The organism is Streptomyces sp. NBC_01546 (genome assembly GCF_045208355.1).
Classification (GTDB): Bacteria; Actinomycetota; Actinomycetes; order Streptomycetales; family Streptomycetaceae; genus Streptomyces.
This window is the reverse complement of sequence record NZ_CP109379.1, coordinates 5,903,470-5,924,309: the sequence shown is the minus strand read 5'-3', so window position 1 is coordinate 5,924,309 and position 20,840 is coordinate 5,903,470. Positions and strand designations below refer to the sequence as shown.

Annotated in this window: 26 protein-coding genes; 5 read left to right on the top strand and 21 right to left on the bottom strand. The window is 71.9% G+C overall.

The window, feature by feature from the left end; translation table 11 throughout:
- Positions 1–9 precede the first annotated feature (9 nt).
- From OHA89_RS27110 to OHA89_RS27095, 4 genes are read left to right on the top strand one after another with little or no spacing between them, the layout of a single operon-like run.
- Positions 10–165, top strand: coding sequence for a hypothetical protein (locus OHA89_RS27110; protein ID WP_406368779.1), 156 nt, complete (start codon positions 10–12; stop codon positions 163–165).
- Entirely contained in the window at positions 162–1,073 is a 912-nt protein-coding gene (gene rbsK, locus OHA89_RS27105) for a ribokinase (RefSeq protein ID WP_406368605.1), read from the top strand. The genes OHA89_RS27110 and rbsK overlap by 4 nt, the downstream gene beginning before the upstream one ends.
- Positions 1,070–2,263: a CaiB/BaiF CoA transferase family protein gene (locus tag OHA89_RS27100; protein WP_406368603.1), complete on the top strand. Its 1,194-nt coding sequence runs from the start codon at positions 1,070–1,072 to the stop codon at positions 2,261–2,263. Before rbsK ends, OHA89_RS27100 begins: the two co-directional genes overlap by 4 nt.
- Positions 2,260–3,075 carry a CoA ester lyase gene (locus tag OHA89_RS27095; RefSeq protein WP_257556745.1) on the top strand — a complete coding sequence of 272 codons (816 nt, stop codon included), beginning with the start codon at positions 2,260–2,262 and terminating at the stop codon, positions 3,073–3,075. The genes OHA89_RS27100 and OHA89_RS27095 overlap by 4 nt, the downstream gene beginning before the upstream one ends.
- Positions 3,076–3,132: 57 nt before the next feature.
- Here the strand turns inward: OHA89_RS27095 and lgt are convergent, their stop codons facing one another.
- The 11 genes from lgt to hisI form a co-directional block, all read right to left on the bottom strand.
- The gene (gene lgt, locus OHA89_RS27090) at positions 3,133–4,140 is read right to left on the bottom strand and encodes a prolipoprotein diacylglyceryl transferase (RefSeq protein WP_406368601.1); all 1,008 of its coding nucleotides are present in this window, start codon (positions 4,138–4,140) and stop codon (positions 3,133–3,135) included.
- A gap of 88 nt (positions 4,141–4,228) precedes the next feature.
- Positions 4,229–5,227 carry a DsbA family protein gene (locus tag OHA89_RS27085; RefSeq protein WP_406367309.1) on the bottom strand — a complete coding sequence of 333 codons (999 nt, stop codon included), beginning with the start codon at positions 5,225–5,227 and terminating at the stop codon, positions 4,229–4,231.
- A 95-nt stretch (positions 5,228–5,322) separates the two neighbouring features.
- The gene (trpA, locus tag OHA89_RS27080; RefSeq protein ID WP_215146494.1) at positions 5,323–6,150 is read right to left on the bottom strand and encodes a tryptophan synthase subunit alpha; all 828 of its coding nucleotides are present in this window, start codon (positions 6,148–6,150) and stop codon (positions 5,323–5,325) included.
- Positions 6,147–7,391 carry a tryptophan synthase subunit beta gene (trpB, locus tag OHA89_RS27075; RefSeq protein ID WP_257556743.1) on the bottom strand — a complete coding sequence of 415 codons (1,245 nt, stop codon included), beginning with the start codon at positions 7,389–7,391 and terminating at the stop codon, positions 6,147–6,149. Before trpB ends, trpA begins: the two co-directional genes overlap by 4 nt.
- Before the next feature lie 225 nt (positions 7,392–7,616).
- Positions 7,617–7,829 carry a tryptophan biosynthesis modulator TrpM gene (gene trpM / locus OHA89_RS27070; protein ID WP_251064984.1) on the bottom strand — a complete coding sequence of 71 codons (213 nt, stop codon included), beginning with the start codon at positions 7,827–7,829 and terminating at the stop codon, positions 7,617–7,619.
- Between the two features lie 9 nt (positions 7,830–7,838).
- Positions 7,839–8,648 carry an indole-3-glycerol phosphate synthase TrpC gene (gene trpC, locus OHA89_RS27065; protein ID WP_215146493.1) on the bottom strand — a complete coding sequence of 270 codons (810 nt, stop codon included), beginning with the start codon at positions 8,646–8,648 and terminating at the stop codon, positions 7,839–7,841.
- A gap of 172 nt (positions 8,649–8,820) precedes the next feature.
- Positions 8,821–9,300: a DUF2752 domain-containing protein gene (locus OHA89_RS27060; RefSeq protein WP_406367308.1), complete on the bottom strand. Its 480-nt coding sequence runs from the start codon at positions 9,298–9,300 to the stop codon at positions 8,821–8,823.
- A gap of 53 nt (positions 9,301–9,353) precedes the next feature.
- Positions 9,354–9,605, bottom strand: coding sequence for an HGxxPAAW family protein (locus OHA89_RS27055; protein ID WP_266610251.1), 252 nt, complete (start codon positions 9,603–9,605; stop codon positions 9,354–9,356).
- Between the two features lie 111 nt (positions 9,606–9,716).
- Entirely contained in the window at positions 9,717–10,361 is a 645-nt protein-coding gene (locus OHA89_RS27050) for a TIGR02234 family membrane protein (RefSeq protein WP_266610249.1), read from the bottom strand.
- Positions 10,362–10,375: 14 nt separating this feature from the next.
- Positions 10,376–11,866, bottom strand: coding sequence for an anthranilate synthase component I (locus OHA89_RS27045; RefSeq protein ID WP_266610248.1), 1,491 nt, complete (start codon positions 11,864–11,866; stop codon positions 10,376–10,378).
- A gap of 15 nt (positions 11,867–11,881) precedes the next feature.
- Positions 11,882–12,250, bottom strand: a complete 369-nt coding sequence (hisI, locus tag OHA89_RS27040; RefSeq protein ID WP_215146488.1) for a phosphoribosyl-AMP cyclohydrolase — start codon at positions 12,248–12,250, stop codon at positions 11,882–11,884.
- 92 nt (positions 12,251–12,342) lie between these two features.
- Between hisI and OHA89_RS27035 the strand changes: the two genes are divergently transcribed.
- The gene (locus tag OHA89_RS27035) at positions 12,343–12,975 is read left to right on the top strand and encodes a TIGR03085 family metal-binding protein (protein ID WP_215146487.1); all 633 of its coding nucleotides are present in this window, start codon (positions 12,343–12,345) and stop codon (positions 12,973–12,975) included.
- Positions 12,976–12,991: 16 nt separating this feature from the next.
- Here the strand turns inward: OHA89_RS27035 and OHA89_RS27030 are convergent, their stop codons facing one another.
- The 10 genes from OHA89_RS27030 to hisD form a co-directional block, all read right to left on the bottom strand.
- Entirely contained in the window at positions 12,992–13,639 is a 648-nt protein-coding gene (locus OHA89_RS27030) for an NYN domain-containing protein (protein ID WP_266610245.1), read from the bottom strand.
- 123 nt (positions 13,640–13,762) lie between these two features.
- A complete protein-coding gene (locus tag OHA89_RS27025; protein WP_215146485.1) occupies positions 13,763–14,968 on the bottom strand; it encodes a DNA sulfur modification protein DndB in 1,206 nt (401 codons plus the stop codon).
- Positions 14,969–15,099: 131 nt separating this feature from the next.
- Positions 15,100–15,855 carry an imidazole glycerol phosphate synthase subunit HisF gene (gene hisF / locus OHA89_RS27020; protein ID WP_215146484.1) on the bottom strand — a complete coding sequence of 252 codons (756 nt, stop codon included), beginning with the start codon at positions 15,853–15,855 and terminating at the stop codon, positions 15,100–15,102.
- Complete coding sequence (locus tag OHA89_RS27015; protein WP_257556740.1) at positions 15,852–16,235, bottom strand: RidA family protein; 384 nt, start codon at positions 16,233–16,235, stop codon at positions 15,852–15,854. Before OHA89_RS27015 ends, hisF begins: the two co-directional genes overlap by 4 nt.
- Positions 16,232–16,969 (bottom strand): bifunctional 1-(5-phosphoribosyl)-5-((5-phosphoribosylamino)methylideneamino)imidazole-4-carboxamide isomerase/phosphoribosylanthranilate isomerase PriA, encoded by a 738-nt coding sequence (gene priA, locus OHA89_RS27010; protein ID WP_215146482.1) that lies wholly within the window; start codon positions 16,967–16,969, stop codon positions 16,232–16,234. The genes OHA89_RS27015 and priA overlap by 4 nt, the downstream gene beginning before the upstream one ends.
- The gene (hisH, locus tag OHA89_RS27005) at positions 16,969–17,613 is read right to left on the bottom strand and encodes an imidazole glycerol phosphate synthase subunit HisH (RefSeq protein WP_257556739.1); all 645 of its coding nucleotides are present in this window, start codon (positions 17,611–17,613) and stop codon (positions 16,969–16,971) included. The genes priA and hisH overlap by 1 nt, the downstream gene beginning before the upstream one ends.
- On the bottom strand, positions 17,610–17,777 hold the full coding sequence (locus tag OHA89_RS27000; RefSeq protein ID WP_031148344.1) for a hypothetical protein: 168 nt from the start codon (positions 17,775–17,777) through the stop codon (positions 17,610–17,612). Before OHA89_RS27000 ends, hisH begins: the two co-directional genes overlap by 4 nt.
- 1 nt (position 17,778) lies before the next feature.
- Complete coding sequence (hisB, locus tag OHA89_RS26995) at positions 17,779–18,372, bottom strand: imidazoleglycerol-phosphate dehydratase HisB (protein ID WP_215146480.1); 594 nt, start codon at positions 18,370–18,372, stop codon at positions 17,779–17,781.
- Positions 18,369–19,481, bottom strand: a complete 1,113-nt coding sequence (locus OHA89_RS26990) for a histidinol-phosphate transaminase (RefSeq protein WP_257556738.1) — start codon at positions 19,479–19,481, stop codon at positions 18,369–18,371. Before OHA89_RS26990 ends, hisB begins: the two co-directional genes overlap by 4 nt.
- Positions 19,478–20,800, bottom strand: coding sequence for a histidinol dehydrogenase (gene hisD / locus OHA89_RS26985; RefSeq protein WP_215146478.1), 1,323 nt, complete (start codon positions 20,798–20,800; stop codon positions 19,478–19,480). Before hisD ends, OHA89_RS26990 begins: the two co-directional genes overlap by 4 nt.
- Between the last annotated feature and the right edge of the window lie 40 nt (positions 20,801–20,840).

The window sequence follows — 20,840 nt, the reverse complement described above, 5'->3', positions numbered from 1 at the left end:
CCGCTCCGTGTGCCGTGCGGTGTCCGGCGGCTGGGACCGGACCGCTGGGCCGCGCCCCTCAAGAACCGCCTCGCCACCACCGTGGCCGGCTTCGACGGCATCGGCTTCGACACCCTCGCCCAGCTCACCCACCGGCTCACCACACAGGAGGCAGCACGCTCATGACGGCCATCGCCGTGCTCGGCAGTACGAACATGGACCTCGTCGCCTACGTCCCCAAGGCCCCCCGCCTCGGGGAGACCGTCACCGGCCGCGCCTTCCGCACCGTCCCCGGCGGCAAGGGCGCCAACCAGGCCGTCGCCGCCGCCCGCAGCGGCGCTCAGGTGGTGATGATCGGCGCGGTCGGGGCCGACGAGTTCGGCGTACGGCTGCGCTCCGCGCTCACCGCCGACGGGATCGACACCGCGGCCCTGCGCACCGTCGAGGGCGCCAGCGGCACCGCCCACATCACGGTGGACGACGAGGGCGGCAACAGCATCATCGTCATCCCCGGCGCCAACGCCCGCGTCACCGGCCTGGAGGCGGGCGACGAGACCCGGATCGCCGCCGCCGACGCCCTGCTCCTCCAGCTCGAACTCCCCCTGGAGGCCGTCCTCGCCGGCGCCCTGGCCGCCCGCGCGCACGGCGTCCGTACGGTGCTCACGCCCGCTCCAGCCCAGCCGCTGCCCGCCGGACTCCTCGCCGCCACCGACCTGCTGGTCCCCAACGAGCACGAGGCCGCCGCCCTCACCGGGCTCACCGACCCGGGCCAGTGCGCGGCCGCCCTGCTGGACGCCGTACCCGAGGTGGTGATCACCCTTGGCGCGGCCGGGGTCCTGTACGCCGCCCGCGGCCGGGAACCCCTGTCCGTGCCCGCGCCCCGGGTCCGGGCCGTGGACACCACCGCCGCCGGGGACACCTTCGTCGGCGCCCTCGCCGTGGCCCTCGGCGAGGGCCGCGCCGTGCCCGAGGCGCTGCGCTGGGCCTCGGCGGCGGCCGCGCTCTCCGTACAGCGGCACGGCGCCCAGGACTCGATGCCGGCCCGCGCCGAGACCGACGCCTTCGCCGCGGCACGGCCCGGAGCCGCCTCGTGACGACCACCGGGCCGCTGGAAGGGCTCCGCGTCCTCGACCTCGCCACCCTCTTCGCCGGACCGCTGGCCGCCACCCTGCTCGGCGACTTCGGCGCCGAGGTCGTCAAGGTCGAACACCCCGGCCGCCCCGACCCCTCCCGCGGCCACGGCCCCGCCAAGGACGGCATCGGCCTGTGGTGGAAGCTGCTCGGCCGGAACAAGCGGACGATCACCCTCGACCTGTCCACCAAGGGCGGCCGGGACACCCTGCTGCGCCTCGCCGCCACCGCCGACGTGGTCATCGAGAACTTCCGCCCCGGCACCCTGGAGAAATGGGGCCTGGGCTGGCCCGAGCTGTCCGCCGCCAACCCGCGCCTGGTCCTGACCCGCGTCACGGCCTTCGGACAGCAGGGCCCGTACGCCCACCGCCCCGGCTTCGGCACCCTCGCCGAGGCGATGAGCGGCTTCGCCGCGATCACCGGGGAGCCGGACGGGCCGCCGACCCTGCCGCCCTTCGGGCTCGCGGACTCGATCGCCGCGCTGACCACCGCGTACGCGGTGATGACCGCCCTCGCGGGCCGCGACCGCACGGGCCACGGCCAGGTCGTGGACCTGGCCATCATCGAGCCGATCCTCACCGTGCTCGGCCCGCACCCGCTCTGGTACGACCAGCTGGGCTACGTCCAGCCGCGCACCGGAAACCGCTCCACCAACAACGCCCCCCGCAACACCTACCGCAGCGCGGACGGCCGCTGGCTGGCGGTCTCCGCCTCCGCCCAGTCCATCGCCGAGCGCGTCCTGCACCTGGTCGGGCGGCCCGAGCTGATCGCCGAGCCCTGGTTCGCCACCGGTTCCGGGCGGGCGGCCCACGCGCACGTCCTGGACGAGGCGGTCGCCGGCTGGATCGCCCGCCACAAGGCCGAGGAGGTCGTCGCCGCCTTCGAGGAGGCGCAGGCGGCCGTCGCCCAGGTCTACGACATCCGGGACGTGATGGCCGACCCGCAGTACGCGGCCCTCGACACGGTCACCGAGATCGAGGACCCGGAGCTCGGGCCGCTCCGGATGCAGAACATCCTCTTCCGGCTCTCCGAGACCCCCGGCGGGATCCGCTGGGCCGGGCGCCCGCACGGCGCGGACACCGACGAGGTCCTGACCGAGCTGGGCCTGACCGAGGCCGAGATCAGTGCTCTGCGGACCGAGGGAGCCCTGTGATCCTGACCTGGCTGTACGCGCCGGGCGACCGCCCGGCGGTGGTGGCCAAGGCCATCGGCTGCGGGGCCGACGCGGTCATCGTGGATCTGGAGGACGCGGTACCGGTCTCCCGCAAGGAGTACGCCCGCGCCGCCACCGCCGAGCTCCTGCGTGAGCGGCCTCCGCTCCCCGTCCACGTCCGCGTCAACGCGCTCGACTCCCCCTGGGGCGGCGCCGACCTGACCGCCCTCGGCGGGCTGCACGGCCTCGCCGGGCTGCGGCTGCCCAAGATCAGCGCCCCCCAGCAGGTCGTCGCCGCCGCCGACCGCACCGGCGGGGTCGGGCTGCACGCCCTGCTCGAATCGGCGCTGGGCGTGGAGCGTGCGTACGAGATCGCCCGCGCGCACCCCGCCCTGCGCGGGCTCTCCCTGGGCGAGGCGGATCTGCGGGCCGACCTGGCCGTCAGTGCGGAGCCGGGCCTGGACTGGTGCCGCTCGCGGGTGGTGGTCGCGGCCCGCGCGGCCGGGCTGGCGCCCCCGTCCCAGTCGGTGTTCCCCGACATCCGGGACCTGGAGGCGCTGGCCGTCTCCTGTGCGCGCGGCCGCTCGCTCGGTTTCCTCGGCAGGGCGGCGATCCACCCCCGGCAGCTGCCGGTGATCGAGCGGGCCTACCTCCCCGCGCCCGAGGAGGTGTACGCGGCCCAGGAGGTCCTGAGCGCGGCCCGGGCCACCCCGGGCGCGCTGGCCCTGCCCGACGGGCGTTTCGTGGACCCGGCGGTGGTGGCGGCGGCGCACCGCACCCTGGCCCTGTCGCGGCGGGCGGCTACCCGCTGAACACGCGGGAGGGGTGCCGCGCGGTACGCGGCACCCCTCCTGCTGTGACCCGCCGGGTCAGTGCTTCTCGGCCCCCGGGGCCTCGGCCCCGGCCGGTTCGGCCTTGGAGAGGTCTGCCTTGGGGGCGTCCTCCGGCTCCGCCGCCGCAGCGCCGGCCTCGGCGTCGGCCTTGGGCTCGTCGGCCTTTGCGTCCTTGGGATCGGCGTCCTTGGCGTCGGCGTCCTTGGCGTCGGCGTCCTTGGCGTCGGCCGGGCGATCCGGTTCCACGACCTCCTCGCGGCCCGGGCGCAGCTTCGCCGACAGCACGAGGTAGACGACGGCCAGTACGAAGACCACGATCGAGGTCCAGACGTTCAGCCGCAGGCCCAGGATGTGGTGCGCCTCGTCGACCCGCATGTACTCGATCCAGCCGCGGCCCACGCAGTACGCGGCCACGTACAGGGCGAAGGCCCGGCCGTGGCCGAGCTTGAAGCGGCGGTCGGCCCAGATCACCAGCACCGCGACGCCGATGCACCACAGCGACTCGTACAGGAAGGTCGGGTGGTAGGTGCCGGCGTCCCGGTTCGGGCCGGCGCTGATCTCCACCGCCCAGGGCAGGTCGGTGGCCCTGCCGTACAGCTCCTGGTTGAACCAGTTGCCCCAGCGGCCGCAGGCCTGGGCCAGCGCGATGCCCGGGGCGAGGGCGTCCGCCCAGGCCGGCAGCGGGATGCCGCGCAGTCGGCAGCCGATCCAGGCGCCCACCGCGCCGAGCGCGATCGCCCCCCAGATGCCGAGGCCGCCCTCCCAGATCTTGAAGGCGTCGACCCAGTTGCGGCCCTCGCCGAAGTAGAGCTGGTAGTCGGTGATCACGTGGTAGAGGCGACCGCCGACAAGGCCGAACGGCACTGCCCACACGGCAATGTCGGCGACCGTGCCCGGCTTTCCGCCGCGCGCGATCCACCGCTTGTTGCCGAGCCAGACAGCGACGAAGACGCCGATGATGATGCAGAACGCGTAGCCGCGGAGCGGGATCGGTCCGAGATGGATCACGCCGGTCGACGGACTGGGGATGTAAGCAATGTCCATGGCAGACATGACGCTACCTTGCCGGGCGGTGCACACCGCAACCCGCCCGGCAAGCCGAAACCAAATCCACACATGACCCAGGCGTCGCTCAGTTCTCCCCGGAACGGTCCGATCCGCTGTTCGCGGGCGTCTTCGACGACGCCGTCGACCCTCCGACCGAGGACGCCGGCCGCGTGGCCTTCACACCGGGAGTCGCACCGGGAGTGGCCCCGGAAGCCGTGTCCGCGGACGCGGACGGCGAGGCCTTCCCCGCTGCCTTCGAGGCCCCGGCCCCGCTGCCACTGCCGCTCGATGCCCCGGCCTTGGCTTCCACCTGCGCCTTGAGCTTCTCCGGGGTCAGCGGATTGGCCTGGTCGGAGAAGATGTCCTTGCCGTCCAGCAGCACGGTCGGCGTGCCCCGGAACTTTCCGGCGCGGAAGGCCTCGTGCGATTTGGCCACCCAGCTGTTGTGCGTGCCGTTCTCGACGCACGAGCGGAAGGCGGGGGTGTCCAGCCCGTCCACCTTGCCGGCCAGCTCCAGCAGCTTCGCGTTCTTGCCGTAGGCGTCGTCGACCTCCTGCGGCTGGTTCTGGAAGAGGACGTCGTGGTACTCCGCGAACTTGCCGGCGTCCTGCGCGCAGGCCGCCGCGTTCGCGCCCTTCAGCGAGCCGCTGCCGCCCATGTTTCCGTCGATGAGCGTGACCAGGTGGTAGTCGGCCTTGAGCAGCCCCTTGGCCTCGAGTTCGTGGACGGTGGCCCGGTAGTTGTCCTCGAAGCCCTTGCAGGCGGGGCAGCGGAAGTCCTCCCACACGGTCAGGGTGGACTTGGCCTCGTCCTTGCCGGTCCGGATGGCCAGCGCGTCCTTGCCGGTGGCTCCGGAGGGGGCGACCACCGGGCCCGCCTTGTCGGCGCCGCCGTCCTTTCCGGTGTTGGCCGCGATCAGGCCGACGACGGCGGCCAGGCCGAGCACGCCGACCACCGCCGCCGATACGACGAGCGTCCGCCGACGCTTGTCCCGGGCCTTCTGCCGCTCGCGCTCCATCTGGAGCCGCTCCCGGGCCGATCGTTTCGTCGCATCGCGGTTCGCACCGTCGTTCTTCTCGCTCACGTTCGGCCAAACGAAGCGGGGAGGCACTCGCGTGCCTCCCCGCTCCCACTTCCACCTGATCGGGCTACAGAACCCGTTCAGGTGTGCGCTTCCCGTCAGCTCCTGCGTACGCCTTCCGCAAGCTCGCCCGCCAGCGACCGTACGGCGGCCAGCCCGGCCGGCAGGTCCGGCGCGTCCAGCAGCAGCTTGACGAAGGCCGAACCGACGATCACCCCGTCGGCGAAGGCCGCCACTTCCTTGGCCTGGACGGCGTTGGAGACGCCCAGCCCGACACAGACCGGGAGCTCGGTCGTGGCGCGGGTGCGCCGCACCAGCGCCTGGGCCTCGTTGCCGACCGACTCGCGCGTACCGGTGACTCCCATGAGGGAAGCCGCGTAGACGAAGCCGGAACCGGCCGCCGTGATGGTGGCGAGGCGCGCGTCCTTGCTGCTGGGGGCCACGACGAAGACGGTCGCCAGACCGTGCTTCTCCGCGTGCTCGCGCCACAGCGCGGACTCCTGGACCGGCAGGTCGGGCAGGATGCAGCCGGCGCCGCCCGCCGCGGCGAGCTCGGCGGTGAACCGCTCGACGCCGTAGCGGTCGATAGGGTTCCAGTACGTCATCACCAGGATCGGGGCCCCGGTCGCCTCGTGCGCCTCGCGCACGGTCCGGATCACATCGGCGATCTTGACGCCGCCGCGCAGGGCGATGTCGTCGGCGGTCTGGATGATCGCACCGTCCAGGACCGGGTCGCTGTGCGGGAGGCCGACCTCGACCACGTCCGCGCCGCCCGCGATGACGGCCTTGACCGCCTCGATGGCGCCGTCGACGGTCGGGAAGCCCGCCGGGAGGTAGGCGACGAGGGCGGCGCGGTCCTCGGACTTCGCCTTGGCGAGCGTGTCGCTCAGCAGCTGGATGCGCCCGGTCTTCTCGCTGGCACTCACTTGGTCTCCCCCTCGGCGGCGTCGTACAGCCCGAAGTAACGGGCGGCCGTGTCCATGTCCTTGTCACCGCGGCCGGACAGGTTGACGACCAGCAGGCCGTCCTTGCCCAGCTCCTTGCCCAGGTCGAGGGCGCCGGCGAGGGCGTGCGCCGACTCGATCGCCGGGATGATCCCCTCGGTGCGGGAGAGCAGGCGCAGGGCCTGCATCGCGGCGTCGTCGGTCACCGCGCGGTACTCGCCGCGGCCCGTGTCCTTGAGGTACGAGTGCTCCGGGCCGATGCCCGGGTAGTCCAGACCGGCCGAGATGGAGTACGGCTCGGTGATCTGGCCCTCCTCGTCCTGGAGGACGTAGCTGCGGGAGCCGTGCAGGATCCCCGGCTCGCCCGCGGTCAGCGTGGCCGCGTGCTCGCCGGTCTCGACGCCGTGCCCGGCGGGCTCGAAGCCGACCAGGCGGACGTCGGCGTCCGGGATGAAGGCGTGGAAGAGGCCGATGGCGTTGGAGCCGCCGCCGACGCAGGCCGCGACGGCGTCGGGCAGCCGGCCGGCGCGCTCGATGATCTGGCGGCGGGCCTCGACGCCGATGACCCGGTGGAAGTCGCGGACCATGGCCGGGAAGGGGTGCGGACCGGCGACCGTGCCGAAGAGGTAGTGGGTCCGGTCCACATTGGCGACCCAGTCGCGGAACGCCTCGTTGATGGCGTCCTTCAGGGTCCGGGAGCCGGACTTCACGGAGATGACCTCGGCGCCCAGCATCCGCATCCGGGCCACGTTCAGGGCCTGGCGCTGGGTGTCGATCTCGCCCATGTAGATGGTGCACTCGAGGCCGAAGAGCGCGCAGGCGGTGGCGGTGGCCACGCCGTGCTGGCCCGCGCCGGTCTCGGCGATGACCCGGGTCTTGCCCATGCGCTTGGTGAGCAGCGCCTGGCCCAGCACGTTGTTGATCTTGTGCGAGCCGGTGTGGTTGAGGTCCTCGCGCTTGAGGAAGATCCGCGCCCCGCCGGCGTGCTCGGCGAACCGGGGCACTTCGGTGAGGGCGCTCGGGCGGCCGGTGTAGTTGACCATCAGGTCGTTGAGCTCGGCCGCGAAGGCCGGGTCGACCTTGGCCTTCTCGTACTCGACCGCGACCTCGTCGACGGCGGCGACGAGCGCCTCCGGGATGAACTTGCCGCCGAAGTCACCGAAGTAACCCTCGGCGTTCGGGACGTGACCCTCCGGGTCCGGGATGAAGAATTGGCTGGACATGCCGGTGCTCCTACGGGAACGGGATGCGACGAGTGGTTTTCACCGTATTGCGCCACCCACCCGCGACACGCACACGGACCCACCCCCACGGGGGTCGGTCTGCGCTGTCTGCGGGATGCGGGAAGGAGAACCCGCCACCCGGAGCCGGTCGGCCCGGGCAACGGGCCGTACGGGACCGCCGCAACGCGAAACGATACGTCTCGTACCGTCCGCTGCGGGCCCTCGTTACGGCGCGTCTCCCGGACGCCATCGCATGCCGTTGACCTGACCGGGCTCGGAGCCGATCACGTACCGGACCCGCCGCCCGTGCACGCGCCGGGCCGGGGCGCGGCAGCCGCGAGGGCGGCAGCCGCGCGCCAGGGGCGCGTGCGCCGTCGGCACGCCGACCGGGCCACGGCGGCCGGGTCGGGTGCGGACGGAGGAGCGGTCGTGGGCCATGGGGACGGGTCAGCTCCGCCCGTGGCGCAGGGCGGGGTGGGCGCCGGCGGCGACGAGGTCGGCCACGGCCGCCTTCGGGTCGCGGCCGGTCACCAGGGACTCCCCGACGAGGACGGCGTCGGCGCCCTCGTTGGCGTAGGCGATCAGGTCGTGCGGCCCGCGGATGCCGGACTCGGCGATCTTGACGATGTGGGCCGGGATCTCCGGGACGACGCGCTCGAAGGTGGAGCGGTCGACCTTGAGGTCCTTGAGGTTGCGGGCGTTGACGCCGATGATCTTGGCGCCCGCGGCGACCGCGCGCTCCACTTCCTCCTCGTCGTGGACCTCGACGAGCGGGGTCAGGCCGATGGACTCGGCCCGCTCGATGAGGGAGACGAGGGCCTCCTGCTCCAGGGCCGCGACGATCAGCAGCACGAGGTCGGCGCCGTAGGCACGGGCCTCCCAGAGCTGGTACGCCGTGACGATGAAGTCCTTGCGCAGGATCGGGATGTCCACGCGGGCGCGGACGGCCTCCAGGTCGGCCAGTGAGCCGCCGAAGCGGCGCTGTTCGGTGAGGACGGAGATGACTGCCGCACCACCCGCCTCGTAGTCGGCGGCGAGCCCGGCCGGATCGGCGATCGCGGCCAGCGCGCCCTTCGACGGGCTGGAGCGCTTGACCTCGCAGATCACCTTGACGCTGTCGCCGCGCAGTGCGGCGACGCCGTCCTTGGCCTGGGGCGCCTTGGCGGCACGCTCCTTGAGCTCGTCGAGGCTCACGCGGGCCTGCCGTTCGGCAAGGTCTTCGCGGACCCCTTCGATGATCTCGTCGAGCACACTCACGCGAGCGGCCCCCTTCCGGGTCGATGACGGTCGGCCGCCTTGCAGACACGTACAACTGCAAGGTCAGCAATCAAATGGTATCCGCAGGAGGCCTTGCCCTCCGCACGCGGTTGACGCCGTCCCAGTAACTGGACATTCGGAATCGGGGCTTCATCCGGGCCCCGTACGGGCCTCAGGGGGCCAGTGCCGAGCCGAAAGAAAGATTTCGGACAACGGCGAACACCAGGGCCGCCCCGCCGATGCCCCACCAGTGGAGCGGCCGCAAGACCAGTCGGGGCACGGGCCCGCCGTCATAGGCCCGAATCAGCCACAGGATCATGAATCCGGCGAAGACGAAGTAGCCCGTGACGGCCAGGGCATTTGCCCCGAAAGCTGCGATCAGATCGCCGTGGGCGAACGCGTGCGCGCTGCGCAGGCCGCCGCAGCCGGGGCACAGGATTCCGGTCAGCCGCAGCAGCGGACAGACCGGGTAATGGCCCGGTTCGTTGGGATCCACGGTGCCCACGTACGCAAACGCCGCGGCGGCCGCGACCAGGGTGAGCGCCGGTGTGCGCAGGCGCCGGGCCCGGGACATCGGTACGACGGGCGCGGCCTGCGGCGGCAGGGCGTCGGGGGTGCGAGAGGCGTCCACCCGCTGATTCTCACCGGTCATGACAAAAGGCGCAGCCCGACGGGGCCGCGCCTTTCGGATCCTCGGTACCGCGCTCAGACCTTGGCGGGGACCTTGGAGGCTGCGATGACCTCGGCGAGGTCCTTGTGGGAGGCCTTCGGCGCACCCATGCCCGCCGCCTTCATCGCCATGCCGACGACGCCACCGATCGCGACCACGACGAGGCCCGCCCAGAAGCCGATCGGGTTCGCGAGCACCATGTAGGCGCCGGAAATGCAGAAGCCGATGAAGGCGATGATGACACCGGTCCAGGCGGCCGGGGTGTGTCCGTGGTCTGTGCCCGCCATGAGTTGCTCCTCGTTGCTCTGTCGCGGTGCTCTGTCGAGCGCGCGGTCTGTGTCGAACGCTCGGTGCCCATTGTCCCGCACCGGGCGGGGCCGCCGTCCACGGGGGGTGCGTCAGCCGGTCGGGTCCTCGCCGCGGTCCAGAGCCTTCCACAGATCCTCCGGCCGGTCCGGATCCACCACGGCCGGCTTGCGCGTACGGGGGCTGCCGTCGCGCTCGTAGCGGCCGCCCATGGCGGGCCAGCTCCCGCCGAAGCGCAGGGCCAGCAGTCCGGCGGCCAGGATCAGGGCCGCCCCGGCGGCCGTGACGTACGGCCACGCGGTCTGGGTCAGCCCCGCCACCTGCGCGGCGGCGTCCGCGGTCGTACGGGCGGCCTCCGCGTCCAGGGCCCGGCGGCCGTCGGCGGCGAAGACCGCGGTCAGCGCCGCGCCCAGGCCGCTGAGCGCCAGCAGCCCCGACACCAGCAGCCGGCCCTTGCCGCGTACGGCGAAGACGGCGACCAGAGCGGCGAGGCCGACGATGGCCAGGGCCGCGGGGAGCCCGGTGACGGCCTGCCCGTCCGCGGTCAGCGCGAGCGAGTCGCCGCCGAGAGCGGTGGTGCCCCGGGCCCAGACCCGGCCGGAGGCGAGCAGCACGACGGTGGAGCCGAGGGTGCCGAGCAGCAGGGCGACGGCCACGCTGCGGCGGCCGCTGCGGCTCTCGGGGGCCTCGGCGTCGGTTTCGGTTCGGGGCGGGGGTACGGCACTCACGTACCCCACTATCCCTTACGCCCTCAGGAGCCGTGGAGGCGGTTCGCCGCTCCCACCGCGCGCAGCACGGCGGCCGCCTTGTTGCGGCACTCGTTGTCCTCCAGCTCGGGCACCGAGTCGGCCACGACCCCGGCGCCGGCCTGCACGTACGCCGTGCCGTCGCGCAGCAGCGCGGTGCGGATGGCGATGGCCGTGTCGGAGTCGCCCGCGAAGTCCAGATAGCCCACGCAGCCGCCGTACAGGCCGCGTCGGGAGGGCTCCAGCTCCTCGATGATCTGCATGGCGCGGGGCTTGGGCGCGCCGGAGAGGGTGCCCGCCGGGAAGCAGGCGGTGAGCACGTCGAAGGCGGTCTTGCCCTCGGCGACCCGCCCGGTGACGGTGGACACGATGTGCATGACGTGCGAGTACCGCTCGATGCTCATGAAGTCGACGACCTCGACGGAGCCCGGCTCGCAGACCCGGCCGAGGTCGTTGCGGCCCAGGTCGACGAGCATCAGGTGCTCGGCGCGCTCCTTGGGGTCGGCCAGCAGCTCCTCGGCGAGGTCGTGGTCCTCCTGCGGGGTGGCGCCGCGGTGCCGGGTGCCGGCGATGGGGTGGACCATGGCCCGCCCGTCCTCGACCTTGACCAGCGCCTCGGGGCTGGACCCGACCACGTCGAAGCCGTTCTCGAAGCGGAAGAGGTACATGTACGGGGAGGGGTTGGTGGCCCGGAGCACCCGGTAGACGTCCAGCGCGGAGGCCTCGCAGGGGGTCTCGAACCGCTGCGAGGGCACCACCTGGAAGGCTTCGCCGGCCCGGATGCGCTCCTTGATGTCCTCGACGGCGGCCTGGTACTTCTCGCCGCCCCACAGCGCGGAGAACTGCGGCAGCTCGGAGGCGGGCAGCGGGGTGGGGGTGTACGGGGCGGGCCGCGCGAGGTCGGCCTCCATCGCGTCGAGCCGCGCCACGGCGTCCGCGTACGCCTCGTCCACGCCGGTGTCGAGGTCGTTGTGGTTGATCGCGTTGGCGATGAGCAGGACGGTGCCGTCCCAGTGGTCCATGACCGCCAGGTCGGAGGTGAGCAGCATGGTCAGCTCGGGCAGCCGCAGGTCGTCGCCGGTGTGCTCGCCGATGCGCTCCAGGCGGCGCACGATGTCGTAGCCGAGGTAGCCGACCATGCCGCCGGTGAAGGGCGGCATCCCGCCCGCGAGGTCGCGGGGAGTGTGCAGGGCCTCGACGGTGGCGCGCAGCGCCTCCAGGGGGTCGCCGTCGGTGGGTACGCCGACGGGCGGGGTGCCGATCCAGTGCGCCTGGCCGTCCCGGACGGTCAGGGTCGCGTCGCTGCGCACGCCGACGAAGGAGTACCGGGACCAGGAGCGGCCGTTCTCGGCGGACTCCAGGAGGAAGGTGCCGGGGCGTTCGGCGGCGAGCTTGCGGTAGAGCCCGACGGGGGTGTCACCGTCGGCCAGCAGCTTGCGGCTCACGGGGATGACGCGGCGGTCGGCCGCGAGCTTGCGGAACGTATCGAGATCCATGTGCGTGGGGCCTACCTAGTCGGCGTCGCGGAGGAGGACATCGTCGTCGAAGCAGGTGCGGGCGCCGGTGTGGCAGGCCGCTCCGACCTGGTCGACCTTGACGAGCACGGTGTCGGCATCGCAGTCGAGGGCGACGGACTTCACGTGCTGGAAGTGGCCGGAAGTGTCCCCCTTCACCCAGTACTCCTGGCGGCTGCGGGACCAGTAGGTGCAGCGGCCGGTCGTCAGGGTACGGTGCAGGGCCTCGTCGTCCATCCATCCGAGCATGAGCACCTCACCGGTGTCGTACTGCTGGGCGATGGCCGGTACCAGGCCGTCGGCGGAGCGCTTGAGACGCGCGGCGATGGCGGGATCGAGGCTGCCGGGGCGGGGGGACGTACTCATGTGGCCATTGTGCCGGGCCGCGATGCCCGCCGCGGATCCCTGTCCGCCTGATGAGCAGGCGCGCGGCGTGATCCAGCCGTAGGCTGGCCCGCATGTCTACCCATGCGAAGCGTGAACGGCTGCTGCTGGCCGACCTGTTGGAGGCGGCCGGACCGGAGGCGCCGACGCTGTGCGACGGCTGGACCTGCCGGGAACTGGCGGCGCACGTGGTGGTCAGGGAACGCCGCCCGGACGCGGCCGGCGGCCTGCTGCTGAACGTGCTGAAGAACCGTCTGGACGCGGCGATGGCGGAGTACACGGCCAAGCCGTACGAGGAGCTCATCCGGCTGATCCGCACCGGCCCGCCGAAGATGTCGGTGTACGCGCTGAAGCAGATCGACGAGGCGGCGAACGCCGTGGAGTTCTTCGTGCACGCGGAGGACGTCCGGCGGGCGCAGCCGGACTGGTCCCCGCGGGAGCTGGACCCGGTGTTCTCGGACTCCCTGTGGTCCCGCCTGGAGAAGCTGGCCCGCCTGACGGGCCGCCGCTCGCCGGTCGGCCTGGTGCTGCGCCGCCCGAACGGCCAGACGACGGTGGCGCACAAGGGCGCCCCGGTGGTGACGGTGACGGGCGAACCGGGGGAACTGACGCTGTTCTGCTTCGGCCGCCAGAACTCCGCCGCCGTCACCCTGGACGGTGACAAGGACGCCGTCGCGAAGCTGACGACGGCCAAGCTGGGCATCTAGGTGTGTTGTCCGGGGCTCATTTCCACCCGGCGGGACGGCTGTACGCGACTCCCGTGGCGGCCTCGGTCACGGTCTCGGGCAGCTGGCTGTTGCGCAGCGCGGTCTCGTTGATCGTGAACGCCCCGACCGAGTGGAAGTGCCGGCTCGGCTTCGCATAGCCGGGCGGCAGGGCCAGGTAGATCTTGCGCAGGGGGTCCAGGCGCCGGGCGGCCTCGACCGCGGGCACGAGATCGGAGTCCGCGGACACGATCAGCGCGATGTCCGAGGCCCCGCGCGCACTGTCCTCGACGAGGCGGGCGCCGATGGCCACGTCAGTTCGCTTCTCCTCGAACCGGCGGAATCGGCGGGGCGGCGTACAACCGCACCGGTAACCCTGACGGCACGAGGCGCAGCGCGGTTTCTGGACGGTGTAGTGCCCGAGCTCGGTTTGTACGTCCCGGGGGCGGTGCGCGGCGAGGGCGTCCAGGTGCGTCTTCTGATCCGCGAGTGCCGCCGGATCCTTCACGACCAGGGTGGTGCAGTACTGGACGCGCTCGAGGGTGTCGTCGGGCCGCAGCCGCTCCACCAATGCCGCGAGATCCAGCCAGAGGTAGCGGTGGCCGAAGGTGGCTCGGATGGAGTAGTCGAGGTTGGGCCCGTCGACGTAGGCGATAACGCTGCTCACAGGTTCTCCCGGCGGGGACGGCCCGCCTGTTACGGTGTCTGCATACGAGTTCGGCGGTCACGCCGACAGGAACGGCCCCGGCGACGGGGCCGTTTTTTCGTGTTCTGCGTACTGGAGGGCCGCTCAGAGGGCCGGTGAGGCCGGCTCCCCGCGGACGACCCGGTAGGCGGGGCTCGCGGGATCGCTCAGGGCCCCGAAGACGGCGTACGCGGACTGCTTGGGCCCGTTGATCGTGTACCTGCCCTGGGGTGTCTTGGTGAGCACGGTGCCCAGCCACTGGTCGCCCTTGCGCCAGTCGACCGCCTTCAGACTGGCGAGCAGGCCTTCGAGACGCAGGCTCCGCTCCTCGCCGGAGGCCTCCAGCAGCGGCCGGCCCATGGCCCCGACGGCGGCGAAGACGCTTCCCATGGCCGCGACGCACTCCTCCCGGTCCGTGATCTCCTCGCCGAAGGCCTCGGCGTAGGCCGCGAGCCAGTCGCGCGCCGCGGATTCCAGGTCGGCCAGATCGACGTGGCCGATCGGGGCGGGCTTGGTTCCGTACTGCACACCCGAGATTCCGTGCACCATGTTGATCACGAACTGCCGCAGGTCCTGGAGCTTGACCACCTTGGGGCTGTTCTTCTTGATCTGCCGGGAGATCCGCTCGACCTTCCCCCGGAAGAACGGGATCTCCTCCGAGAGGCGTCCCACGACATCCATCAGCGGATCGTTGGTGTCCATGCTGAGCGCGATGGCCGAGTTCACCCGGACACCGAGCACGTTGAGGTCGTAGAAGAACTTGCGGGCCTCCATCGGGGGCCTGTCGTCGTGCACCACGGCGCTGAGATAGGCGGTGGCGTGCAGGTCCTTGGCCTCCTGGCCGACGGCGGGGTCCCGCTGGAGGTGGTAGTGGCTGGCGAGCTGGGTCTCGCCGTCGATGGCGATCAGTTTCGTGCCGTGGGGGACACAGAGGAAGTTCTGCTGCGCGCCGCCCAGCTCCGCGTACTGCACGATGGAGAGCGGTTCTTCGGTCCACAGGTGGATGGGGGGCAGTACGCCCGCGCGTGCCCCGGTCACGAAACTCTGGATGTACGCCGCGTACTTGGGGATGTTCGTCTTCTTCCCCAGCTCCAGACCCCGCTGTACCAGCGAATGCAGCTCGACGTCCTCGTCCGTGACGTCCGTGGGCCGCAGTTTGGCGTTTCCGGGCTGCAGGACCACCGGGTCGTGGGTGATCACCCTCAGCTGCTTGAACGGGACCTGGATGTGCGTCGTCCGGTCGTCCACCTGCAGACAGCGGATGAAGATCCCGGCGGAAAGGTCGAACACGTCGGTACTCAGCTTGGCCACAGTCCCCACCCATCTCCTCGGCCACAGCGGCGATGTGAATCAGGGTAGGGGTCAACTCCAGTTCGCCGCAGGGCTTTCTCGAGAAAGGACTTCCGTCATCTTGAGAAAGCCCCGCGGCGGGGCGGCCGGTCTCAGCGGACGGGGTGACCCGCCTCGCGCAGGGCCGTCTTGACCTCGGAGATGCGCAGGTCGCCGAAGTGGAACACCGAGGCCGCGAGGACCGCGTCGGCACCCGCCGCGATCGCCGGCGCGAAGTGCTCCAGCTTGCCCGCGCCGCCCGAGGCGATCACCGGGACCGTGACGTGCCTGCGCACGGCCGCGATCATCTCGGTGTCGTACCCGTCCTTGGTGCCGTCGGCGTCCATCGAGTTCAACAGGATTTCCCCGGCGCCCAGTTCGGCCGCCCGGTGGGCCCACTCGACGGCGTCCATGCCGGTGCCCTTGCGGCCGCCGTGCGTGGTGACCTCGAAGGAGCCCGAGGCGGTGCGGCGGGCGTCCACCGACAGGACCAGTACCTGCCGGCCGAAGCGCTCCGCGATCTCCTGGATGAGCTCGGGGCGGGCGATGGCGGCGGTGTTCACGCCCACCTTGTCCGCACCGGCCCGCAGCAGCTTGTCCACGTCGTCCGCGGTGCGGACGCCGCCGCCCACGGTCAGCGGGATGAAGACCTGCTCGGCGGTCCGCCGCACCACGTCGTACGTGGTCTCGCGGTTGCCGGAGGACGCGGTGATGTCGAGGAAGGTCAGCTCGTCGGCGCCCTCGGCGTCGTACAGCTTGGCCATCTCCACCGGGTCACCGGCGTCGCGCAGGTTCTGGAAGTTGACGCCCTTGACGACCCGGCCGTTGTCCACGTCCAGGCAGGGGATCACACGTACGGCGAGGCTCATGCGGCACCTCCGTACGCCTCGACCTCGACCTCGACGACCATGCTGGGGTCGACGAAGCCGGAGACGATGATCATGGATGCGGCGGGGCGGACCGCGTCGAACAGCTCCTTGTGGGCGCGGCCCACCTCGTCCACGTCCCGGGCGTGGGTGAGGTACATCCGGGTGCGCACCACGTGCTCGGCGCCGAGACCGGCCTGGGCGAGGGCCTTGAGGGCGACGCCGAAGGCGCCGACGGCCTGGTCGTACGGGCCGTTGGCGTCGGCCGCGGTGCAGCCGGAGACCAGGACGAGGCCGTTCGGGAGCTGGACGGCGCGGGAGTAGCCGATGACGTCCTCGTAGGCGCCGCCGGACGAGATGCGGCGTACTTCGTCGGAGCTCATGCGGAGACCACCTTCAGGGCTTCTTCCAGGGTGAAGGCCTTGGCGTACAGGGCCTTGCCGACGATCGCGCCCTCGACGCCCAGCGGGACCAGCTCGGACAGGGCCCGCAGGTCGTCCAGGGAGGAGATGCCGCCGGAGGCCACGACGGGCCGGTCGGTGGCGGCGCAGACGTTGCGGAGCAGCTCCAGGTTGGGGCCGGTCAGCGTGCCGTCCTTGCCGATGTCGGTGACGACGTACCGGGCGCAGCCCTCGGAGTCGAGGCGGGCGAGGGCCTCGTACAGGTCGCCGCCCTCGCTGGTCCAGCCGCGTCCCTTGAGGGTGGTGCCGCGGACGTCGAGGCCGATCGCGATCTTGTCGCCGTGGTCGGCGATGGCCTTGGCGGCCCACTCGGGGGTCTCCAGGGCGGCGGTGCCCAGGTTGACGCGGGTGCAGCCGGTGGCGAGGGCCGCCGCGAGCGAGGCGTCGTCGCGGATGCCGCCGGAGAGCTCGACCTTGATGTCCATGGCGGCGGTGATCTCGGCGACCAGGGCGCGGTTGTCACCGGTGCCGAAGGCGGCGTCCAGGTCGACCAGGTGCAGCCATTCGGCGCCGGAGCGCTGCCAGGCGAGGGCCGCCTCGAGGGGGGAGCCGTAGGAGGTCTCGCTGCCCGACACCCCGTGCACGAGGCGGACGGCCTGGCCGTCGCGGACGTCGACCGCGGGGAGGAGTTCCAGCTTCGCTGCGGGCTCGGTCATCACAGGGTCTCGATCCAGTTGGTGAGGAGCTGGGCTCCGGCGTCGCCGGACTTCTCGGGGTGGAACTGGGTCGCCCACAGGGCCCGGTTCTCCACCGCCGCGACGAAGGGCTCGCCGTGGGTGGCCCAGGTGACGCGGGGAGCGCGGATCGCCGGGTTGGTGACCTCCAGGTTCCACTCGCGCACCGCGTAGGAGTGCACGAAGTAGAACCGGGCGTCGGCGTCCAGGCCGGCGAAGGCCTGGCTGTCGGCCGGGGCCTCGACGGTGTTCCAGCCCATGTGGGGGACGATCGGCGCCTTGAGCGGGCCGACCGTGCCGGGCCACTCGTCGAGGCCCTCGGTCTCCACGCCGTGCTCGATGCCGCGCTCGAAGAGGATCTGCATGCCGACGCAGATGCCCATGACCGGGCGGCCGCCGGACAGCCGGCGGCCGATGATCCAGTCACCGCGGGCGTCCTTGAGCCCCTGCATGCAGGCGGAGAAGGCACCGACACCGGGGACGAGCAGTCCGTCGGCGTCCATGGCCTTGTCGTAGTCGCGGGTGATCTCGACATCGGCGCCGACGCGGGCCAGGGCCCGCTCGGCGGAGCGGACGTTGCCGAAGCCGTAGTCGAAGACCACGACCGTCTTGCGTGCAGTGCTCATTCCCAGATTCCTTGGATGCGCAGGACTCCGGCGGCGAGGCACATCGCGGAGCCGATGGCGAGCAGGATGACGACCGATTTGGGCATCTGCTGCTTCTGGAAGGAGTAGACGCCGCCGGCCAGGAACAGGCCGAGGACGATCAGGATCGTGTTGAGCCCGTTCACGCTAGAGGGCGCCCTTCGTCGAGGGAAGGATGCCGGCCGCGCGCGGGTCGAACTCGGCGGCGTAGCGCAGGGCGCGGGCCAGAGCCTTGAACTGGCACTCCACGATGTGGTGGGCGTTGCGGCCGTACGGGACGTGGATGTGCAGGGCGATCTGGGCCTGCGCGACGAAGGACTCGAAGATGTGCCGGGTCATCGTCGTGTCGTAGGAGCCGATCATCGGCGCCATGTTCTCGGGCTCGGTGTGCACGAGGTACGGGCGGCCGGACAGGTCCACGGTCACCTGGGCGAGGGACTCGTCGAGCGGCACGGTGCAGTTGCCGAAGCGGTAGATGCCCACCTTGTCGCCGAGGGCCTGCTTGAAGGCGGCCCCGAGCGCGAGCGCGGTGTCCTCGATGGTGTGGTGGGTGTCGATGTGCAGGTCGCCGTCGGTCTTGACGCTGAGGTCGAAGAGGCCGTGGCGGCCGAGCTGGTCGAGCATGTGGTCGAAGAAGCCCACGCCCGTCGACACGTCGACCTTGCCGGTGCCGTCGAGGTTTATCTCGACGACGACGGAGGTCTCCTTCGTGGTCCGTTCGACCCGTCCGATGCGGCTCATGCGTGCTGCTCCTTCTTCAGTGCGCGAACCGCTTCCAGGAACGCGTCGTTCTCGGCCGGGGTGCCGGCGGTGACCCGCAGCCATCCCGGTACGCCGTTGTCACGGACCAGGACACCCTGGTCGAGGATCTTCTGCCAGGCGGTGTGCGAGTCCTCGAACGTCCCGAACTGGACGAAGTTCGCGTCGGACTCGGTGACCTCGTAGCCGATGGCCCGCAGCTCGTCGACCAGCCGGTCGCGCTCGGCCTTGAGCTGCTCGACGTAGCCGAGCAGGGTGTCGGTGTGCTCCAGGGCGGCCAGCGCGGTCGCCTGGGTGACGGCCGACAGGTGGTACGGCAGGCGCACCAGCTGCACGGCGTCGACCACGGCGGGGTGCGCGGCCAGATAGCCCAGGCGCAGACCGGCGGCACCGAAGGCCTTGGACATGGTCCGGGAGACCACCAGATTCGGCCGCCCCTCGATGAGGGGCAGCAGCGAGTCGCGGTGGCTGAACTCCACGTACGCCTCGTCCACGATGACCAGGGACGGCTTCGCCGCCTGCGCGGCCTCGTAGAGGGCCAGGACCGTCTCCGCCTCGACCGCGGTGCCCGTGGGGTTGTTGGGCGAGGTGATGAAGACGACGTCGGGGGTGTTCTCCGCGATGGCCTGCTCGGCCGCCTCCACGTCGATGGTGAAGTCCTCCCGGCGCGGTCCGGAGATCCAGCCGGTGCCGGTGCCGCGGGAGATCAGCGCGTGCATCGAGTACGAGGGCTCGAAGCCGATCGCGGTGCGTCCGGGCCCGCCGAAGGTCTGCAGCAGCTGCTGGATGACCTCGTTGGAGCCGTTGGCCGCCCAGACGTTCTCCCGCGCGACCGGGTGCTTGGCCGTACGGGTGAGGTAGGCGGCCAGCTCGGTGCGCAGCTCGACCGCGTCCCGGTCGGGGTAGCGGTTGAGGGTGCGGGCGGCGTCGGCGACGCGCTCGGCGATCCGCGCCACGAGCTCCGCGGGGAGCTCGTACGGATTCTCGTTGGTGTTCAGCTGGACGGGCACGTCGAGCTGCGGGGCGCCGTACGGGGTCTTGCCGCGCAGCTCCTCCCGGATGGGGAGGTCGTCGATGCCGATGCGGGTCATACGGTCGGCACCTTCCATCCGAAGCGCGCCTTCAGGGCGGCGCCGTGCGCGGGCAGGTCCTCGGCCTCGGCCAGCGTCACCACGTGGTGGGTGACCTCGGCGAGGGCGTCGCGCGTGTAGTCGACGATGTGGATGCCGCGCAGGAAGGACTGCACGGACAGGCCGGAGGAGTGGCAGGCGCAGCCGCCGGTGGGCAGCACGTGGTTCGACCCGGCGCAGTAGTCGCCGAGCGAGACCGGGGCCCACGGGCCGACGAAGATCGCACCGGCGTTGCGCACGCGGGCGGCCCAGGCCGCGGCGTCCGCGGTCTGGATCTCCAGGTGCTCGGCGCCGTACGCGTCGACGACCTTGAGGCCGTCCTCCAGGCTGTCGACCAGCACGATCGCGGACTGCTTGCCCGCGAGCGCCGGCTTGATCCGGTCGTGGACGTGCTTCGAGGCGGCGACCTGCGGCTCCAGCTCGCGCTCGACCGCGTCCGCGAGTTCCGCGGAGTCCGTGACGAGCACGGCGGCGGCCAGCGGGTCGTGCTCGGCCTGGCTGATCAGGTCGGCGGCCACGTGCACCGGGTCGGCCGTGGAGTCCGCGAGGACCGCGATCTCGGTCGGGCCGGCCTCGGTGTCGATGCCGATCCTGCCGGTGAAGTAGCGCTTGGCGGCGGCGACCCAGATGTTGCCGGGGCCGGTCACCATGTTGGAGGGCAGGCACTCTTCGGTCCCGTACGCGAACATCGCGACGGCCTGTGCCCCGCCGGCCGCGTACACCTCATCGACACCGAGCAGCGCGCACGCGGCGAGGATCGTCGGGTGCGGCAGCCCGCCGAACTCCTTCTGCGGCGGGGACGCGAGCGCGATCGACTCGACGCCCGCTTCCTGCGCCGGTACGACGTTCATGACGACGGAGGACGGGTACACCGAGCGGCCGCCCGGGGCGTACAGCCCCACGCGCTCCACCGGAACCCACTTTTCGGTCACCGTGCCGCCGGGGACCACCTGGGTGGTGTGCTCGGTGCGGCGCTGGTTTCGGTGCACGATCCGGGCGCGCCGGATCGACTCCTCGAGGGCGGCGCGGACGGCCGGGTCCAGCTGTTCCAGGGCGGCCTTGATGGCCTCCGCGGGTACCCGGACCTGCGAGAGCTCGACTCCGTCGAACTTCTGCGCGTACTCGATCAGCGCCGCCGTGCCACGATGATGGACGTCCTCGCAGATGGGCCGCACCTTCTCCAGGGCGGCTTCCACGTCGAACTCGGCACGGGGCAGCAGATCGCGCAGGGCGCCGCCCTCGGGGAGGGCGTCACCGCGCAGGTCGATACGAGAGATCACCTCCCAATTCTCTCAGACCGCCCAGCGCCACCGTTCGCCT

What these genes read in the sequence shown, in the direction of transcription:
- OHA89_RS26990 (WP_257556738.1), bottom strand. Translation starts at nt 19,481, where the DNA reads ATGACCCGCATCGGCATCGACGACCTCCCCATCCGGGAGGAGCTGCGC.
- trpM (WP_251064984.1), bottom strand. Translation starts at nt 7,829, where the DNA reads ATGGCCCACGACCGCTCCTCCGTCCGCACCCGACCCGGCCGCCGTGGC.
- priA (WP_215146482.1), bottom strand. Translation starts at nt 16,969, where the DNA reads ATGACCGAGCCCGCAGCGAAGCTGGAACTCCTCCCCGCGGTCGACGTC.
- OHA89_RS27035 (WP_215146487.1), top strand. Translation starts at nt 12,343, where the DNA reads ATGTCTACCCATGCGAAGCGTGAACGGCTGCTGCTGGCCGACCTGTTG.
- OHA89_RS27060 (WP_406367308.1), bottom strand. Translation starts at nt 9,300, where the DNA reads ATGACCGGTGAGAATCAGCGGGTGGACGCCTCTCGCACCCCCGACGCC.
- OHA89_RS27055 (WP_266610251.1), bottom strand. Translation starts at nt 9,605, where the DNA reads ATGGCGGGCACAGACCACGGACACACCCCGGCCGCCTGGACCGGTGTC.
- lgt (WP_406368601.1), bottom strand. Translation starts at nt 4,140, where the DNA reads ATGGACATTGCTTACATCCCCAGTCCGTCGACCGGCGTGATCCATCTC.
- trpB (WP_257556743.1), bottom strand. Translation starts at nt 7,391, where the DNA reads ATGTCCAGCCAATTCTTCATCCCGGACCCGGAGGGTCACGTCCCGAAC.
- hisB (WP_215146480.1), bottom strand. Translation starts at nt 18,372, where the DNA reads ATGAGCCGCATCGGACGGGTCGAACGGACCACGAAGGAGACCTCCGTC.
- OHA89_RS27045 (WP_266610248.1), bottom strand. Translation starts at nt 11,866, where the DNA reads ATGGATCTCGATACGTTCCGCAAGCTCGCGGCCGACCGCCGCGTCATC.
- hisI (WP_215146488.1), bottom strand. Translation starts at nt 12,250, where the DNA reads ATGAGTACGTCCCCCCGCCCCGGCAGCCTCGATCCCGCCATCGCCGCG.
- hisH (WP_257556739.1), bottom strand. Translation starts at nt 17,613, where the DNA reads ATGAGCACTGCACGCAAGACGGTCGTGGTCTTCGACTACGGCTTCGGC.
- rbsK (WP_406368605.1), top strand. Translation starts at nt 162, where the DNA reads ATGACGGCCATCGCCGTGCTCGGCAGTACGAACATGGACCTCGTCGCC.
- hisF (WP_215146484.1), bottom strand. Translation starts at nt 15,855, where the DNA reads ATGAGCCTCGCCGTACGTGTGATCCCCTGCCTGGACGTGGACAACGGC.
- OHA89_RS27015 (WP_257556740.1), bottom strand. Translation starts at nt 16,235, where the DNA reads ATGAGCTCCGACGAAGTACGCCGCATCTCGTCCGGCGGCGCCTACGAG.